We start from the raw sequence: 15,589 nt of genomic DNA, 5'->3' as shown, positions 1-15,589 counted from the left end.
CCTACTCCTCGGTCTCCGGCGCCCGCGCGGTGCCCGTGTAACCGTGCGGGTTGAGCCGCTGGTAGCGCCAGGCGTCCCGGCACACGTCCGCGAGATCCCTGCTGGGGCGCCAGCCCCAGGCGCGTTCCACGGCCGTCGCGTCGGTGACCAGCTCGGCGACGTCCCCGGGACGGCGGGGCCCGACCTCGTACGGGATGTGCCTGCCGGAGGCCCGGGAGAACACGTCGACCACGTCGAGGACCGAACGGCCCGCGCCCGCACCCAGGTTGAACACCTGCATACCCGGCGCGTCGGTCAGATGGTCCAGTGCCACGCGGTGTGCTTCCACGACGTCCATGACATGCAGGTAGTCCCGGATCCCGGTGCCGTCGCGGGTCGGGTAGTCGGCGCCGTGGACGGTGAGCTTCTCGCGCCGGCCGACCGCCACCTGCGCGACGTACGGCATCAGGTTCTGCGGTGTGTGGCGCGGCTCCTCGCCGAGGAGTCCGCTCGGATGGGCCCCCGCAGGGACGGGATAGCGCAGGCACAGCACGGCGTACTCGGGGTGACGGCGGCAGATGTCCGCGAGGATCTGCTCGCAGATCCACTTGGAGGCCGCGTACGGGGTGCCGGGACGGACGGGGGTGGTCTCGTCGAGGGGACCCCCGCCCGCGTCGCCGTAGATCCAGCAGGAGGACGGGTAGACCAGCCGGTGCACCCCGTGCTCGTGCATGGTCCGCAGCAGGGCGGTGGTGCCGCCCACGTTGGTGTCGTAGTACGCAACGGGCATCCGTGTCGACAGCCCCCCCGCCTTGTGCGCGGCAAAGTGCACGACGGCGTCCACGGAGTGTCGGTCGAAGACGGCCGAGAGGGCGTGCCGGTCACGGATGTCCAGCTCGTACACCGCGCCGACGAAGCGGCCGGCGATCCGTTCCACCCGGGCGAACACCTGGGACGTGCTGTTGGAGTAATCGTCGACCACGATCACCTCGTAACCGTGGTCCAGCAGTTCCACGCAGGTGTGGCTGCCGATGAAACCGGCTCCGCCGGTGACAAGGACGGTCGAAGGGGCCCATGAGGATCCTCCTCGAGCGGTCGGCAACTGGTTCCTGCGGGCCATGCCATGACTCCCGCTTCGGGTGCGGTCGAAGAACCGTATGTTTACGGTGTATATGTACGACTCTGCACCCGACCCCCGAGTCCGGTCAAGGCCGGACCAGCAACCGGAAGTCGAACGTGTAGAGCGAGGCCCGGTAGATGTGCGTTCCGTATTCGACCGGGCGCCCCGTGTCGTCGTACGCCGTGCGCTGCATCGTGAGGAGCGCCGCGCCCTCCTGCTCGTCCAGGCGGGCCGCCTCCTCCGCGGTGGCCGCGCGGGCGCCGATCGTCTGGCGGGCGCTGTGCAGGGTGAGGCCCGCCGAGCGCATCATGCGGTACAGGCCGGTCGACTCCAGGCGGGCGCCGCCCAGATCCAGCAGGGACACCGGCAGGTGGTTGCGCAGCAGCGCCACCGGCCGGCCGTGGGTGCGGCGCAGACGGTCCAGGACGGTCACCTCGTGACCCTCCGGCACGCTGAGGGCGGCCGCCACCTCGCAGGAGGCCGGGACGACCTCGTTGCGCACGACCTCGGTGGTCGGCGCCTGCCCCGCCGTCTCCAGGTCGTCGTAGAGACTGCTCAGTTCCAGCGGTCGTTTGACCTGGCTGTGCACCACCTGCGTGCCCACCCCGCGCCGCCGGACCAGCAGCCCCTTGTCGACGAGGGACTGGATGGCCTGGCGGACGGTGGGGCGGGACAGGCCGAGGCGCACGGACAGGTCGACCTCGTTGCCCAGGAGGTTCCCCGGGGCGAGGACCCCGCGCTCGATCGCCGCCTCCAGCTGCTGCGCGAGCTGGTGGTAGAGCGGCACGGGACTGCCCCGGTCCAGCGCGAGGTCCAGCGAGCCGAGCGCCGGGGCGGCCGTGGTGCGGGCCGCCCGGCCACCGGTCTTCGCCATGGATGCCCCCCCTCCACCGTCAGGAGTTGCTCGGGAAACCGAGGTTGATGCCGCCGTCGGACGGGTCCGGCCAGCGGGTGGTGATGACCTTGCCCTGCGTGTAGAAGGCGATGCCGTCGTTGCCGTAGATGTGCAGGTCGCCGAAGAGCGAGTCCTTCCAGCCGCCGAAGGAGTGGTAGCCGACGGGGACCGGGATCGGGACGTTGACGCCGACCATGCCGGCCTTGACCTCCAGCTGGAAGCGGCGGGCCGCGCCGCCGTCCCGGGTGAAGATCGCGGTGCCGTTGCCCCAGCGTGAGGCGTTGATCAGCTGGATGGCCTCCTCGTACGTCTGCGCGCGGACGACCGCCAGCACCGGGCCGAAGATCTCGTCCTGGTACGCGTCCGCCGTCAGCGGCACCCGGTCCAGCAGGGAGACGCCGAGGAAGAAGCCGTCCTCATGGCCCTCCACCGACAAGCCCGTGCCGTCGACCACGACCTCCGCGCCCTGCTCGGCGGCCGAGGACACGTACGACGCCACCTTGTCGCGGTGCTCGCGCGTGATCAGCGGGCCCATCTCCGAGGCCGGGTCGTCGCCGGGACCGATCTTCAGGTTCTTCGCGCGCTCGGCGATCTTGCCGACCAGTTCGTCGCCGATGTCACCGACGGCCACGACCACCGACACGGCCATGCAGCGCTCGCCCGCCGAGCCGTACGCGGCGTTGATCGCCTGGTCGGCGGCGAGTTCCAGATCGGCGTCGGGCAGCACCAGCATGTGGTTCTTGGCGCCGCCGAGGGCCTGCACCCGCTTGCCGTGCTCGACGGCCGCTCGCTGGATGTACCTGGCGATCGGCGTCGAGCCGACGAACGACACCGCCTCGATGTCCGGGTGCTCCAAGAGGCGGTCCACGGCTGTCTTGTCACCCTGCACGATGTTCAGGACGCCCTCCGGCAGGCCCGCCTCGGCGGCCAGTTCGGCCAGCCGGAAGGAGGCCGACGGGTCCTTCTCCGAGGGCTTCAGCACGAAGGTGTTGCCGCAGGCGATCGCCAGCGGGAACATCCACATCGGCACCATCGCCGGGAAGTTGAACGGCGTGATGCCCGCGACGACGCCCAGCGGCTGGCGGATCGAGGCGACGTCGACCCGGGTGGAGACCTGGGTGGACAGCTCGCCCTTGAGCTGGACGGAGATCCCGCACGCCAGCTCCACGATCTCCATGCCGCGCGCGACCTCGCCCAGCGCGTCGGAGTGCACCTTGCCGTGCTCGGCGGTGATCAGCTCCGCGATCTCGTCGCGGTGGGCGTCCAGCAGCTCGCGGTACTTGAACAGGATCGCCGTGCGCTTGGCCAGGGAGGACTCACCCCAGCTCGCGAAGGCGGCCTTGGCGGAGGCGACCGCGGCGTCGACCTCGTCGACGGAGGCGAACGCGACCTGCTTCTCCTGGGCGCCGGTCGCCGGGTTGTACACGGGGCCGAACCGGCCGGAGCCGCCTTCGACGGGCTTGCCGTCGATCCAGTGGGTGATGGTCTTCATGGTGCGCAAGGGCCTTTCGTGGAGCCTGAGTTCGGCGGGGGTTCAGAGGTGGCGGCGGCGGTCCGCGACCTGGCGGTCGTAGCGCTCGCGGGCCTCGACGGCCGCCTCGCGGGAGGCGGTCTCGGCGACCGGCACGTCCCACCAGGCCTCGGCCGGGGGAGCGGTCGGGGCCGGGTCCGTCTCGACGTACACACACGTCGGCCGGTCCGAGGCACGCGCCGCGGCCAGCGCCTCGCGCAGCTCGCGCACCGTCTTGGCGCGCAGCACGTCCATGCCGAGGCTGGCCGCGTTGGCGGCGAGGTCGACGGGCAGCGGGGCGCCCGTGAAGGTGCCGTCGGCGGCCCGGAAGCGGTAGGCGGTGCCGAACCGCTCCCCGCCGGTCTCCTCCGACAGGCCCCCGATCGAGGCGTAGCCGTGGTTCTGGAGGAGGACGATGTTGACCGGCAGACCCTCCTGGACGGCGGTGACGATCTCCGTCGGCATCATCAGGTAGGTGCCGTCGCCGACCAGCGCCCAGACCGGGGTGCCCGGGGCGGCCTGCTGGACGCCGATGCCGGCCGGGATCTCGTAGCCCATGCAGGAGTAGCCGTACTCCAGGTGGTACTGGCGCGGGCTGCGGGAGCGCCACAGCTTGTGCAGGTCGCCGGGGAGCGAACCGGCCGCGTTGATCACCACGTCGTCGTCGCCGACGGCCGCGTCCAGCGCGCCGAGCACCTGCGTCTGGGTCGGGACCGCGTTCTCGTCGTCGGCCCGGTAGGCGGCCTCGACGACCTCGTCCAGGCGCTCCTTGCCGGCGCGGTACTCGGCCGCGTAGGCCTCCGGCACGCGGTGTCCGGCCAGCCCTTCGGTCAGCTTCTCCAGGCCGGACCGGGCGTCGCACACCAGCGTCCGCGCGGCCAGCTTGTGGGCGTCGAAACCGGTGATGTTGAGGTTGAGGAACCGCACGCCGGGGTGCTGGAAGAGCGTGCCGGAGGCGGTGGTGAAGTCGGTGTAGCGGGTGCCGACGCCGATCACCAGGTCGGCGGTGCGGGCGAGTTCGTCACTGACCGCGGTGCCGGTGTGGCCGATGCCGCCGAGGTCGGCGGGGTGGTCGTGGCGGAGCGAGCCCTTGCCGGCCTGGGTGGAGGCGACCGGGATGCCGGTGGCCTCCACGAACGCCTTCAGCGCCTGCTCGGCCTCGCTGTGGTGCACGCCGCCGCCCGCCACGATCAGCGGCCGGTCCGCCGCCCTGATCGCCTCGACGGCGGCCGCCAGTTCCACCGGGTCCGGCGCGGGACGCCGTACGTACCAGACCCGCTCGGCGAAGAACTCCTCCGGCCAGTCGTACGCCTCCGCCTGTACGTCCTGCGGCAGGGCGAGGGTGACGGCGCCGGTCTCGGCCGGGTCGGCGAGCACCCGCATCGCCTGGAGCGCCGAGGGGATCAGCGCCTCGGGGCGGGTGATCCGGTCGAAGTACCTCGACACCGGGCGCAGTGTGTCGTTGACCGACACGTCGGCCTCGACCGGGTGCTCCAGCTGCTGGAGCAGCGGGTCGGGGGCGTGCGAGGCGAAGTAGTCGCCGGGCAGGAGCAGCACCGGCAGCCGGTTGATCGTCGCCAGGGCGGCGCCGGTGACCAGGTTGGTGGCGCCCGGGCCGATCGAGGTCGTCACCGCCTGCGCGGACAGGCGGTTCAGCTGCCGGGCGTAGCCGACGGCCGCGTGCACCATGGACTGCTCGTTGCGGCCCTGGTGGAACGGCATGACGGCGCCCGGCCCGATGCCTGCCTCCATCAGCGCCTGGCCGATCCCGGCGACGTTGCCATGGCCGAAGATGCCCCAGGTCCCGGCGATCAGCCGGCGGCGCACGCCGTCGCGCTCGGTGTACTGGGCGGACAGGAACCGGACCAGCGCCTGGGCGGTCGTCAGTCTGCGGGTGGGGGCGCTCATACGGAGGTCTCCGGGGCGGTGTAGAGGGGGAGCCGGGGGTCGGCCGGCTGGTCCGGCCAGGTGTCGCGGACCCAGGCGTGGTCGGGGTGGTCGCAGATCAGCCAGGCGCGCTCGGCCTCCGGGCCCGCCATGACGTTGAGGTAGTACATGTGGTGGCCGGGCGTGGCCATCGAGGGCCCGTGCCAGCCGTCCGGGATGAGGACGACGTCGCCGTCGCGCACCTCCGCGAGCACGTCGGTGTCCCGGCCCGGGCCGGACGGGGAGACGCGCTGGTAGCCGAGGCCGGGGATGCCGTCGTGGCCGGCGAACTCGAAGTAGTAGATCTCCTCCAGCACGGACTCCTCGCCGGGCCGGTGCTCGTCGTGCTTGTGCGGCGGGAACGACGACCAGTTGCCGCCCGGCGTGATCACCTCGACCGCGATGAGCTTGTCGCACTCGAAGACCCCGGCCGCGCCGAAGTTGTTGACCTGCCGGGAGCAGGTGCCGGTGCCCCGCAGCTCCACCGGCACCTCGGACGCCGGGCCGTAGCGGGCGGGCAGCCGGCGGGTGCAGCGCGCGCCGGTCAGAGCGAACCGGCCGCCGCCGGGGGAGGTCACCGTCGCGCGGGCGTCGCGCGGCACGTACGCGAAGTCGCTGACGCCGCTGAACACATCGGTACGGCCCTGGAGTTCGAAGGTCTCCTGGCCGAAGTCGTCCGCCGCGGCGACCGTGCAGCCGCCGCTCAGCGGGACGACGATCCATTCGCTGTCCCCGGTGTCGAAGGAGTGCGCGCCGCCCGGCGGCAGCTCCAGGACCCGCAGGCTGGAATGCCCCCAGCCGGCCTTCTCGGGCGTGATGTCGACGGTGTAGGGGCCGCCGAGGGCCTTGCCGGCGGGAAGGTGGTACGTCATTGCGTCCTCCGGATCACAGCAGACCGACGGCCGTGTCCACGGCCTCTTCCACGCTGCCCCCGGCCGGGTAGAGCAGCGACCGCCCGACGACCATGCCCTGGACGGTGGGCAGCCGCAGGGCCTTGCGCCAGCGTTCGTAGGCGCCCTCCTGGTCCTCGCCCACCTCGCCGCCGAGCAGTACCACGGGCAGGGTGGAGGTCTCCAGGACCTCGGCCATGTCGTCCGGGTCGTCGGTGACGGGCAGCTTCAGCCAGGTGTAGGCGGAGGTGCCGCCGAGCCCGGAGGCTATGGCGACGGACCGGGTGACGGCCTCGGCGGACAGGTCGTTGCGGACCCTGCCGTCGACCCGCCGGGAGATGAACGGCTCGACGAACAGGGGCAGTCGCTGCTCCGCCATGGCGTCGACCGCCCGCGCGGTGGACTCCAGCGTGGTCAGCGAGCCCGGGTCGTCGTAGTCGATGCGGACCAGGAGCTTGCCCGCGTCGAAGCGGAGCCGGGCGATGTCCTCGGCGCGGTGTCCGGTGAAGCGGTCGTCCATCTCGAAGGACGCCCCGGCCAGACCGCCGCGGTTCATGGAGCCCATGACAACCTTGTCGTCGAGGACGCCCAGGAGCAGGAGGTCCTCCAGGATGTCGGCGGTGGCGAGCACACCGTCGACGCCGGGCCGCGACAGCGCGGTGCACAGCCGCTCCAGCAGGTCCGCGCGGTTGGCCATGGCCAGGCGCCGGTCGCCGACCCCGAGGGCGCCGCGCGCCGGGTGGTCGGCGGCCACGATCATCAGCCGGCCGCTGTCGCCGATCAGCGGGCGGCGCACCCGGCGGGCGGCCGCTTCCGCGACCGCCTCGGGGGTGCGGGCTCTGACCGTGGTGAGGTCGGGGATGCCGATGTTCAAGGAAGGCTCCGTTTCAATGGCTCGGGCTCGGCGACGGCATCAGTGGCTCGTGCTCGCCGACGGCACCCCGGCGAGGAGGTCCGCGACCTCGGACTCGGTGGGCATCGCGGAGGAGCAGGCCAGGCGCGAGGCGACGAGGGCGCCGGCGGCGTTGGCGTGGCGCATGGTCCGCTCCAGGTCCCAGCCGGCGAGCAGACCGTGGCAGAGCGAGCCGCCGAAGGCGTCACCCGCTCCCAGGCCGTTGACCACCTCGACCGGCACGGGCGGGACCTCGGCCCGGGTGCCGTCGCGGTGCACGGCCAGGACGCCCTTGGGGCCCTGCTTGACGACGGCCAGCTCCACGCCCGCCTCCAGCAGCGCGTCCGCGCAGGCCTGCGGCTCGCGCACGCCGGTGGCGATCTCGCACTCGTCGAGGTTGCCGACCGCGACCGTGGCGTGCCGCAGGGCCTCGCGGTAGTACGGGCGGGCCTCCTCGGGGTCGCGCCAGAACATCGGGCGCCAGTCGAGGTCGAAGACGGTGATGCCGGACCTGTCGCGGGCCTTGAGGGCGGCGAGCGTGGCGGAGCGGCTCGGCTCCTCGCTCAGGCCGGTGCCGGTGATCCAGAAGATCCGGGCGTCTCGGATGGCGAAGAAGTCCAGCTCGTCGGTGTGGATCTCCAGGTCCGGCGCCTTGGGGCGGCGGTAGAAGTAGAGCGGGAAGTCGTCCGGCGGGAAGATCTCGCAGAACGTGACCGGCGTCGGGTACGCGCCGACCGGGGTGACCCAGCGGTCGTCGACGCCGGAGCCCTTCAGCTCCTGGTGCAGGTAGGTGCCGAAGGGGTCGTCGCCGGTGCGTGTGATCACCGCCGTCCGGCGTCCGAGGCGGGCGGCGGCGACCGCCACATTGGCCGCCGAACCTCCCAGGAATTTCCCGAACGTCTCCACTTTCTCCAGGGGGACGCCGGTCTGCAGGGGGTAGAGGTCGACCCCGATGCGGCCCATCGTGATCACATCGAAATACTGGGCTGGCTCGGCCATGCGCGACCTCCTCGGGAAGCTGGGGATGCGGGTCCTGAAGCGCCCTGACACGGTGGGGGCGTGGATCCACGGGACCTGCCGCCTCCCAGGTGTAGGTCTCGGAGGGCGGTGCTGTCAATAGTTTGTACTTACATTCGGACCTGCTCGTGAAATGATGTCTTAACAAAGTATTGACAGCGGGCGTGGCAGCGACTTGTATCCCGTGCCATCGCAACAGTCGGTTTGCGGCATCATGATCCGGACTCCGTAAGGCTCCGGGACCACGGATCCCTTCGTGATCCCTCCCTTTCCCCCGCAGTAGCACAGTGAGGTGCCAGGAAAGATGGACCGCTCTTCTCACCCCCGCTCTCGCAGGTTCGCGCCCGTCGTCGCCGTGGCCGCGGCAGCGGCCCTGACCCTCGCCGGCTGCTCCAGCAGTTCCGGAGGCAAGAAGTCCGAGGAAGGCGCGGCGGACGCGTCGGCGGGCAAGGCGACCACGCCGCGCATGACCGTCGCCCTGGTCACGCACCAGGCGCCCGGCGACACCTTCTGGGACACCGTCCGCAAGGGCGCCGAGGCCGCGGCCGCCAAGGACAACATCAAGCTCATCTACTCCGCCGACCCGAACGCGGGCAACCAGGCCAACCTGGTCCAGAACGCGATCGACCAGAAGGTCGACGGCATCGCCGTCACCCTCGCCAAGCCGGACGCGCTCAAGGGCGTCATAGGCAAGGCCGAGAAGTCCGGCATACCCGTCGTCGGCCTCAACTCCGGCCTGAGCGACTGGAAGAACCTCAACCTGCTGGAGTTCTTCGGCCAGGACGAGTCCGTCGCGGGCGAGGCCTTCGGCAAGAAGCTCAACGAGGTCGGCGCCAAGCACGCCCTGTGCGTCGTGCAGGAGCAGGGCAACGTGGGCCTCACCCAGCGCTGCGACGGCGTGGAGAAGACCTTCGACGGCAAGCTCGACACCCAGAACGTCAACGGCACCGACATGCCGTCCGTGAAGTCGACGATCACCGCCAAGCTGAAGCAGGACCCGTCCATCGACTACGTCGTCACCCTCGGCGCGCCCTTCGCGCTGACCGCCGTGCAGTCGATCGGCGACGCCGGCAGCAAGGCCAAGGTCGCCACCTTCGACCTCAACAAGGACCTCATCAAGGCCGTCAAGAGCGGCGACATCCAGTTCGCGGTGGACCAGCAGCCCTACCTCCAGGGTTACCTGGCCGTCGACGGCCTGTGGCTCTACAAGAACAACGGCAACTACAGCGGTGGCGGTGAGCAGCCCGTGCTGACCGGCCCGGCCTTCGTCGACAAGTCCAACGTCGACAAGATCGGGGAGTTCGCCGCGAAGGGCACCCGGTGATGAGCATGACCCAGCACGCCGAGCCGGCGGTGGACACACCGCCGGCCCCCGGCCGCAAGCAGTCCGACGGCCGGACGCGGCAGCGCCCGCTGGCACTGCGGCTGCTCGCCCGGCCCGAGGTCGGTGTCTTCCTCGGCGCCGTCGCGGTGCTCGTGTTCTTCCTGTTCGCGGCACCGCCGGTGCGCGACGGCAGCTCGATGGCGAACATCCTGTACCAGTCGTCGACCATCGGGATCATGGCGCTGCCCGTGGCCCTGCTGATGATCGGCGGCGAGTTCGACCTGTCCGCCGGCGTCGCCGTGATCACCTCGGCGCTGACCGCGTCGATGCTCAGCTACCAACTGACCATGAACGTCTGGGTCGGCGTGATCGTCGCCCTGCTCGTGTCGCTCGCGATCGGCGCGTTCAACGGCTGGCTGCTGGTGAAGACCGGACTGCCGAGCTTCCTCGTCACCCTGGGCACGTTCCTGATCCTCCAGGGCGTGAACCTCGCGATCACGAAGCTGGTCACGGGCAACGTGGCCACCGACGACATCAGCGACATGGACGGCTTCACGCAGGCACAGAAGATCTTCGCCTCGACCTTCACCGTCGGAGGGGTCAACGTCAAGATCACCGTGGTGTGGTGGCTGGTCTTCGCGGCCCTGGCGACCTGGGTGCTGCTGCGCACCAAGTACGGCAACTGGATCTTCGCCGTCGGCGGCAACAAGCACTCGGCGCGCGCCGTCGGTGTCCCGGTGACCTTCACCAAGATCTCCCTGTTCATGCTGGTCGGCTTCGGCGCCTGGTTCGTCGGCATGCACCAGCTGTTCTCCTTCAACACCGTGCAGTCCGGCGAGGGCGTGGGCCAGGAGCTCATCTACATCGCCGCGGCCGTCATCGGCGGCTGCCTGCTCACCGGTGGCTACGGCTCCGCGATCGGCCCCGTCTTCGGCGCCTTCATGTTCGGCATGGTGCAGCAGGGCATCGTCTACGCCGGCTGGAACCCCGACTGGTTCAAGGCCTTCCTCGGCGTGATGCTCCTCGGCGCCGTTCTCATCAATCTGTGGGTCCAGCGCACGGCGACCCGGAGGTGACCGCGATGACCAGCAAAGAAACGGGCACCCACGGTGCCGTCCTGAAGGACACCCCGCCCGCCGACGAGCGTCCCCTGGTGGAACTGCGCGACGCCGGCAAGTCCTACGGCAACATCCGCGCCCTGCACGGCGTGAGCCTCGAAGTCCACCCCGGCAGGGTGACCTGCGTCCTCGGCGACAACGGCGCCGGCAAGTCCACCCTCATCAAGATCATCTCGGGACTGCACCAGCACACCGAGGGCGAGTTCCTCGTCGACGGCGAACCGGTGCGCTTCTCCACCCCGCGCGAGGCCCTCGACAAGGGCATCGCCACGGTCTACCAGGACCTCGCGGTCGTCCCGCTGATGCCGGTGTGGCGCAACTTCTTCCTCGGCTCCGAGATGACCAAGGGCCCCTGGCCCGTGCGCCGCCTCGACATCGAGACGATGAAGAGGACCGCGGACGAGGAACTGCGCAACATGGGCATCGTCCTGGACGACCTGGAGCAGCCCATCGGCACGCTCTCCGGCGGCCAGCGCCAGTGCGTCGCCATCGCCCGCGCCGTCTACTTCGGCGCCCGCGTCCTCATCCTGGACGAGCCGACCGCCGCACTCGGCGTCAAGCAGTCCGGCGTGGTGCTGAAGTACATCGCCGCCGCCCGCGAGAAGGGCCTCGGCGTCATCTTCATCACCCACAACCCGCACCACGCCTACATGGTCGGCGACCACTTCAGCGTGCTGCGCCTCGGCACCATGGAACTGTCCGCCTCCCGCAGCGAGGTCAGCCTCGAAGAGCTGACCAACCACATGGCCGGCGGAACCGAACTGGCCTCCCTCAAGCACGAGTTGGCGCAGGTCCGCGGCGTCGACGTCGAAGGGCTCCCCGAAGAGGGGGACCTCACCGCTCCCGTAGCCACGTCCTCGGAAGGAAAGTCCTGACATGGCCCACGCGCTCGACCGCATCCGGGTCGGCTCGGCCCCCGACTCCTGGGGCGTCTGGTTCCCCGACGACCCCCAGCAGGTGCCCTGGGAACGCTTTCTCGACGAGGTCGCCGAGGCCGGCTACTCCTGGATAGAACTCGGTCCGTACGGCTACCTGCCGACCGACCCGGCCCGGCTCACCGACGAGGTGACCAAGCGGAACCTGAAGGTCTCCGCCGGCACCATCTTCTGCGGACTGCACCGCGGCCCCTCCGAGTGGGACTCCACCTGGGAGCAGGTCAGCCGGGTCGCCGCCCTCACCCAGGCCATGGATGCCAAGCACCTCGTCGTCATCCCGTCCTTCTGGCGCGACGACAAGACCGCGGAGATCCTGGAGGCGCCGGAGCTCACCACCGAGCAGTGGCGCAACCTCACCACGGGCATGGAGCGCCTCGGCCGCGAGGTGAAGGACACGTACGGCCTGGACATCGTCGTCCACCCGCACGCCGACACCCACATCGACACCGAGGAGCACGTCGAGCGGTTCCTCGACTCGACCGACTCCGACGCCGTCAACCTCTGCCTGGACACCGGGCACTACGCCTACTGCGGCGGCGACAGCGTCAAGCTGATCGAGACGTACGGCGAGCGCATCGGCTACCTCCACCTCAAGCAGGTCGACCCGGAGATCCTCGCCGACGTGGTGAAGAACGAGGTGCCGTTCGGCCCGGCCGTCGCGCGCGGAGTGATGTGCGAACCGCCCGCCGGTGTCCCGGAGCTGGGCCCGGTCCTGACGGCCGCACAGAAGCTGGGCGTGGACCTCTTCGCCATCGTCGAGCAGGACATGTACCCCTGTGAGCCGGACAAGCCGCTGCCGATCGCGGTGCGCACCCGCAAGTTCCTGAGGTCCTGCGGGGCCTGACGACCCGAAAGGACGGCCATGACGGAGCGTGCCCCTCTGGGAGTCGCGGTCATCGGTACCGGAAGGATGGGCGCCGACCATGTGCGCCGCATCCACGAAGTCACCAGCGGAGCACGGGTGGCGGCCGTCGTGGACGTCGACGCGGAGCGCGCGAAGGCCGTCGCCGCCCGTGTCGACGGCTGCACCGCCTACACCGACCCGGCTGCCGCGATGACGGCGCCCGACGTGGACGCCGTCCTGATCGCCTCCCCGGGCCCGGCACACGAGGCCACCCTCCTCGCCGCCTTCGAGCACGATCTGCCCGTCCTGTGCGAGAAACCGCTCACCCCCGACGCGGCGTCCGCGCTGCGCGTCCTCGAAGCCGAACAGCGCCTCGGCCACCGCCGCGTCCAGGTCGGCTTCATGCGCCGCTACGACCCCGAGTACGCCAAGCTGAAGGCCCTGCTGACGACGGGTCAGCTGGGCCGTCCGCTCATGCTGCACAACCGGCACCGCAACGTCGCCAGTCCGCCCTTCTTCACCAGTTCCATGCTGATCAGCGACTCCGTCGCCCACGAGGCCGACGCGACGCGCTGGCTGCTGGGCCACGAGATCACAGCCGTCACGGTGCTGCGCCCCACCCCCTCGGCCAGCGCCCCGGACGCCCTTCAGGACCCCCAGTTCGTCGTCTTCGAGACCGACGGCGGGGCCCTCAGCGACGTCGAGATCTTCGTCAACTGCGGCTTCGGCTACCAGGTGCAGGCCGAGGTGGTGTGCGAACGCGGCACCGCCCGCATCGGCGACGGCCACGCCCTGGTCACCAACATGGCCGGCCGCTGGGGCGGCACCATCGCCCAGGACTGGACCGAACGCTTCGAGACGGCCTACGACCACGAGATCCAGACCTGGATCGACGCCACCCGCCGCGGCGAGGTCACCGGCCCGAGCACCTGGGACGGCTACGCCGCGGCGGCGGTGTGCGAGGCGGGGGTGCGGGCGTTGGAGGACGGCGGCCGGGTGGAGATCGAGCTGGCGGCGAAGCCGGCACTGTACGCGTGAGAGAGGGGCCCGGGACCACCGCCCCGGGCCCCTCCCGGCATGCCTCAGATACCGCTGCGTGGCCGGGGCTCCAGCCCGGCCCGCCGGTAACACGCGTCGATCAGTTCCATCGCCGTCACCGCGTCGTCCGCGTCCAGCGGCAGCGGAGCACCGCCCCGCACCCGGGCCGCGAACGCCTCCAGTTGGTAGGTGTACGACGAGCGGGTGCCGAGGCGTTCCGTGCGCTCGCCCTGCGCGGTGCGGACCACGACGCGGTCGTCCAGCTGGGGCAGGACGAAGTTCGGGGCCGTCGCCTCGCCCCGGGAGCCGACGATCCGGATGCTCATGTCCAGCCCGTCGTGGGCCATGTGGCAGCGGGCCGAGCCGGTCGCGCCGCCGGGGTACTCCAGATCGGCGTCCAGCCACTCGTCGACCCCGGGCGCGCCCGCGCGTTCCCCGGCCCGGGCCGCGGCCAGGCGCGGTGCGCCGCCCGCCCAGGGGGCGAGCATCCGCAGCGCGTGCAGGCTGTAGCAGCCGAGGTCCATCAGGGCGCCGCCGGCCAGTGGCAGGGACCAGCGCGGGTCGGTGTCCGGCGGTGCGGCGATGGCGACCATAACCTCGACGTGGCGCAGTTCGCCGAGTTCGCCCGAGGCCAGCAGCTCGTGGAGGCGCCGGGTGACCGGGTGGAAGAGGTAGTGGAAGGCCTCCATGAAGACCGTCCCGGCCTTCTCGGCGGCCTGCCGTACCTCGGCCGCCTCCGCGGCGTTGCTCGCCGACGGCTTCTCCGACAGCACGTGCTTGCCGGCCGCGAGGGCGGCCAGGTTCCACGGGCCGTGCAGGCCGTTGGCGAGCGGGTTGTAGACGACGTCGACCTCGGGATCGGCGATCAGTTCGGCGTACGAGGACGCCACCCGCTCCACCCCGTGCCCGGCGGCGAACGCCTCGGCGCGGGCGCGGTCGCGGGCGGCCACCGCGACGAGGCGGTGGCCGGTCGCCCGGGCCGGGTCGATCAGGGAGCGTTCGGTGATCCGCGCGGCTCCCAGCACACCGATGCGCAGGGGTTCCCGGCCCGTCTCGCTCATGCCTGCCGTACCTCCTCGATCGTCACGGGACGGTGCTCGCGCAGGGACCGGGTGCACGCGTCGGCGATCCAGCCCGCCTCCAGGGCGTCCTCGATCGTGCAGGGGGAGGGGCGGGTGCCGGCGACGACCTCGGTGAACGCGGTCAGTTCGGCGCGGTAGGCGTCGGTGAAGCGGTCCATGAAGAAGTCGTGCGGCGTGCCGGCCGGGAAGGTCACCCCGGGCTCGACCGAGCGCAGCGGCAGCTTGTCCTCCAGGCCGACGGCGATGGAGTCCTGGAAGCCGTGGATCTCCATGCGGACGTCGTAACCACGGGCGTTGTGGCGGGAGTTGGACACCACCGCGATGGTGCCGTCGTCGAGGGTGAGGATCGCGCCGGTGGTGTCGGCGTCGCCGGCCTCCTTGATGAAGTCCGCGCCGCGGTTGCCGCCGACGGCGTAGACCTCGGTCACCTCGCGGCCGGTCACCCAGCGGATGATGTCGAAGTCGTGCACCGAGCAGTCTCGGAAGATGCCGCCGGAGGCGGCGATGTACGCGGCCGGTGGCGGCGCCGGGTCCAGCGTGGTCGAGCGGACCGTGTGCAGCGTGCCGAGCTCACCGCTCTGCACGGCGGCGCGGGCGCCCACGAACCCCGCGTCGAAGCGGCGGTTGTAGCCGATCTGGATCGGCACGTCCCGGCCGGCGACGGCCTTGAGCACCTCGACACCCTCGGCCATGGTCCTGGCGACGGGCTTCTCGCAGAAGACGGGGACGCCGGCCTCGACACCGGCCAGGATCAGCGCCGGGTGGGCATCCGTCGCGGCCGCGACGACGATGCCGTCCACACCGGCGGCCAGCAGGGCCTCCGGCGAGTCCACGACATCGGCCCCGAACCGCTCGGCGGCGGCCTTGGCGGCGTCCGCGAACGGGTCGGTGACGACGAGGGAGTCGACGGCGTCGAGTCCGGAGAGGGTCTCGGCGTGGAAGGCGCCGATGCGGCCGAGGCCGAGGATTCCGATACGCATGGGGGTGTTGCTCCTAGAGGAGGGGGAGGGTTGTTGCTT

The 15,589-nt window shown here is 71.1% G+C and carries 14 protein-coding genes; 5 read left to right on the top strand and 9 right to left on the bottom strand.

Translation table 11 applies throughout. The features are described from left to right. Window position 1: 1 nt before the first annotated feature. The 7 genes from galE to iolC form a co-directional block, all read right to left on the bottom strand. Complete coding sequence (galE, locus tag HDC93_RS00880; RefSeq protein ID WP_185006178.1) at window positions 2-1,099, bottom strand: UDP-glucose 4-epimerase GalE; 1,098 nt, start codon at window positions 1,097-1,099, stop codon at window positions 2-4. Window positions 1,100-1,184: 85 nt separating this feature from the next. Further along, window positions 1,185-1,973, bottom strand: a complete 789-nt coding sequence (locus tag HDC93_RS00875) for a GntR family transcriptional regulator (protein ID WP_185006176.1) — start codon at window positions 1,971-1,973, stop codon at window positions 1,185-1,187. Between the two features lie 19 nt (window positions 1,974-1,992). Next, window positions 1,993-3,486, bottom strand: coding sequence for a CoA-acylating methylmalonate-semialdehyde dehydrogenase (locus HDC93_RS00870; protein ID WP_185006174.1), 1,494 nt, complete (start codon window positions 3,484-3,486; stop codon window positions 1,993-1,995). A 42-nt stretch (window positions 3,487-3,528) separates the two neighbouring features. After that, window positions 3,529-5,412: a 3D-(3,5/4)-trihydroxycyclohexane-1,2-dione acylhydrolase (decyclizing) gene (iolD, locus tag HDC93_RS00865; protein WP_185006172.1), complete on the bottom strand. Its 1,884-nt coding sequence runs from the start codon at window positions 5,410-5,412 to the stop codon at window positions 3,529-3,531. Further along, window positions 5,409-6,302 carry a 5-deoxy-glucuronate isomerase gene (gene iolB, locus HDC93_RS00860; protein ID WP_185006171.1) on the bottom strand — a complete coding sequence of 298 codons (894 nt, stop codon included), beginning with the start codon at window positions 6,300-6,302 and terminating at the stop codon, window positions 5,409-5,411. Before iolB ends, iolD begins: the two co-directional genes overlap by 4 nt. A gap of 13 nt (window positions 6,303-6,315) precedes the next feature. Continuing rightward, the gene (locus HDC93_RS00855) at window positions 6,316-7,194 is read right to left on the bottom strand and encodes a deoxyribose-phosphate aldolase (RefSeq protein ID WP_185006169.1); all 879 of its coding nucleotides are present in this window, start codon (window positions 7,192-7,194) and stop codon (window positions 6,316-6,318) included. Window positions 7,195-7,233: 39 nt separating this feature from the next. Next, entirely contained in the window at window positions 7,234-8,211 is a 978-nt protein-coding gene (iolC, locus tag HDC93_RS00850; protein WP_185006166.1) for a 5-dehydro-2-deoxygluconokinase, read from the bottom strand. 322 nt (window positions 8,212-8,533) lie between these two features. On the opposite strand from iolC, the gene HDC93_RS00845 reads away from it, so the two are divergent. Genes HDC93_RS00845 through HDC93_RS00825 form a run of 5 tightly spaced genes read left to right on the top strand, consistent with a single transcriptional unit; the run spans window position 8,534 to window position 13,488 of the window. Continuing rightward, complete coding sequence (locus HDC93_RS00845) at window positions 8,534-9,553, top strand: sugar ABC transporter substrate-binding protein (protein ID WP_185006164.1); 1,020 nt, start codon at window positions 8,534-8,536, stop codon at window positions 9,551-9,553. After that, window positions 9,553-10,629, top strand: a complete 1,077-nt coding sequence (locus tag HDC93_RS00840; protein ID WP_185006162.1) for an ABC transporter permease — start codon at window positions 9,553-9,555, stop codon at window positions 10,627-10,629. The genes HDC93_RS00845 and HDC93_RS00840 overlap by 1 nt, the downstream gene beginning before the upstream one ends. Window positions 10,630-10,634: 5 nt before the next feature. Next, window positions 10,635-11,546: an ATP-binding cassette domain-containing protein gene (locus HDC93_RS00835; protein WP_185006160.1), complete on the top strand. Its 912-nt coding sequence runs from the start codon at window positions 10,635-10,637 to the stop codon at window positions 11,544-11,546. 1 nt (window position 11,547) lies between these two features. Beyond that, window positions 11,548-12,450, top strand: coding sequence for a sugar phosphate isomerase/epimerase (locus HDC93_RS00830; protein WP_185006158.1), 903 nt, complete (start codon window positions 11,548-11,550; stop codon window positions 12,448-12,450). An 18-nt stretch (window positions 12,451-12,468) separates the two neighbouring features. Then, complete coding sequence (locus HDC93_RS00825; RefSeq protein WP_185006156.1) at window positions 12,469-13,488, top strand: Gfo/Idh/MocA family protein; 1,020 nt, start codon at window positions 12,469-12,471, stop codon at window positions 13,486-13,488. Window positions 13,489-13,532: 44 nt separating this feature from the next. Here the strand turns inward: HDC93_RS00825 and HDC93_RS00820 are convergent, their stop codons facing one another. Further along, window positions 13,533-14,549: a Gfo/Idh/MocA family protein gene (locus HDC93_RS00820; protein WP_185006154.1), complete on the bottom strand. Its 1,017-nt coding sequence runs from the start codon at window positions 14,547-14,549 to the stop codon at window positions 13,533-13,535. Then, window positions 14,546-15,550 carry a Gfo/Idh/MocA family oxidoreductase gene (locus HDC93_RS00815; protein ID WP_185006152.1) on the bottom strand — a complete coding sequence of 335 codons (1,005 nt, stop codon included), beginning with the start codon at window positions 15,548-15,550 and terminating at the stop codon, window positions 14,546-14,548. Before HDC93_RS00815 ends, HDC93_RS00820 begins: the two co-directional genes overlap by 4 nt. Between the last annotated feature and the right edge of the window lie 39 nt (window positions 15,551-15,589).

The organism is Streptomyces sp. AK010 (assembly GCF_014207295.1).
GTDB lineage: Bacteria > Actinomycetota > Actinomycetes > Streptomycetales > Streptomycetaceae > Streptomyces > Streptomyces massasporeus.
Note: the sequence above shows the minus strand (reverse complement) of the source record. Positions and strands in the feature narration are given on the sequence as shown.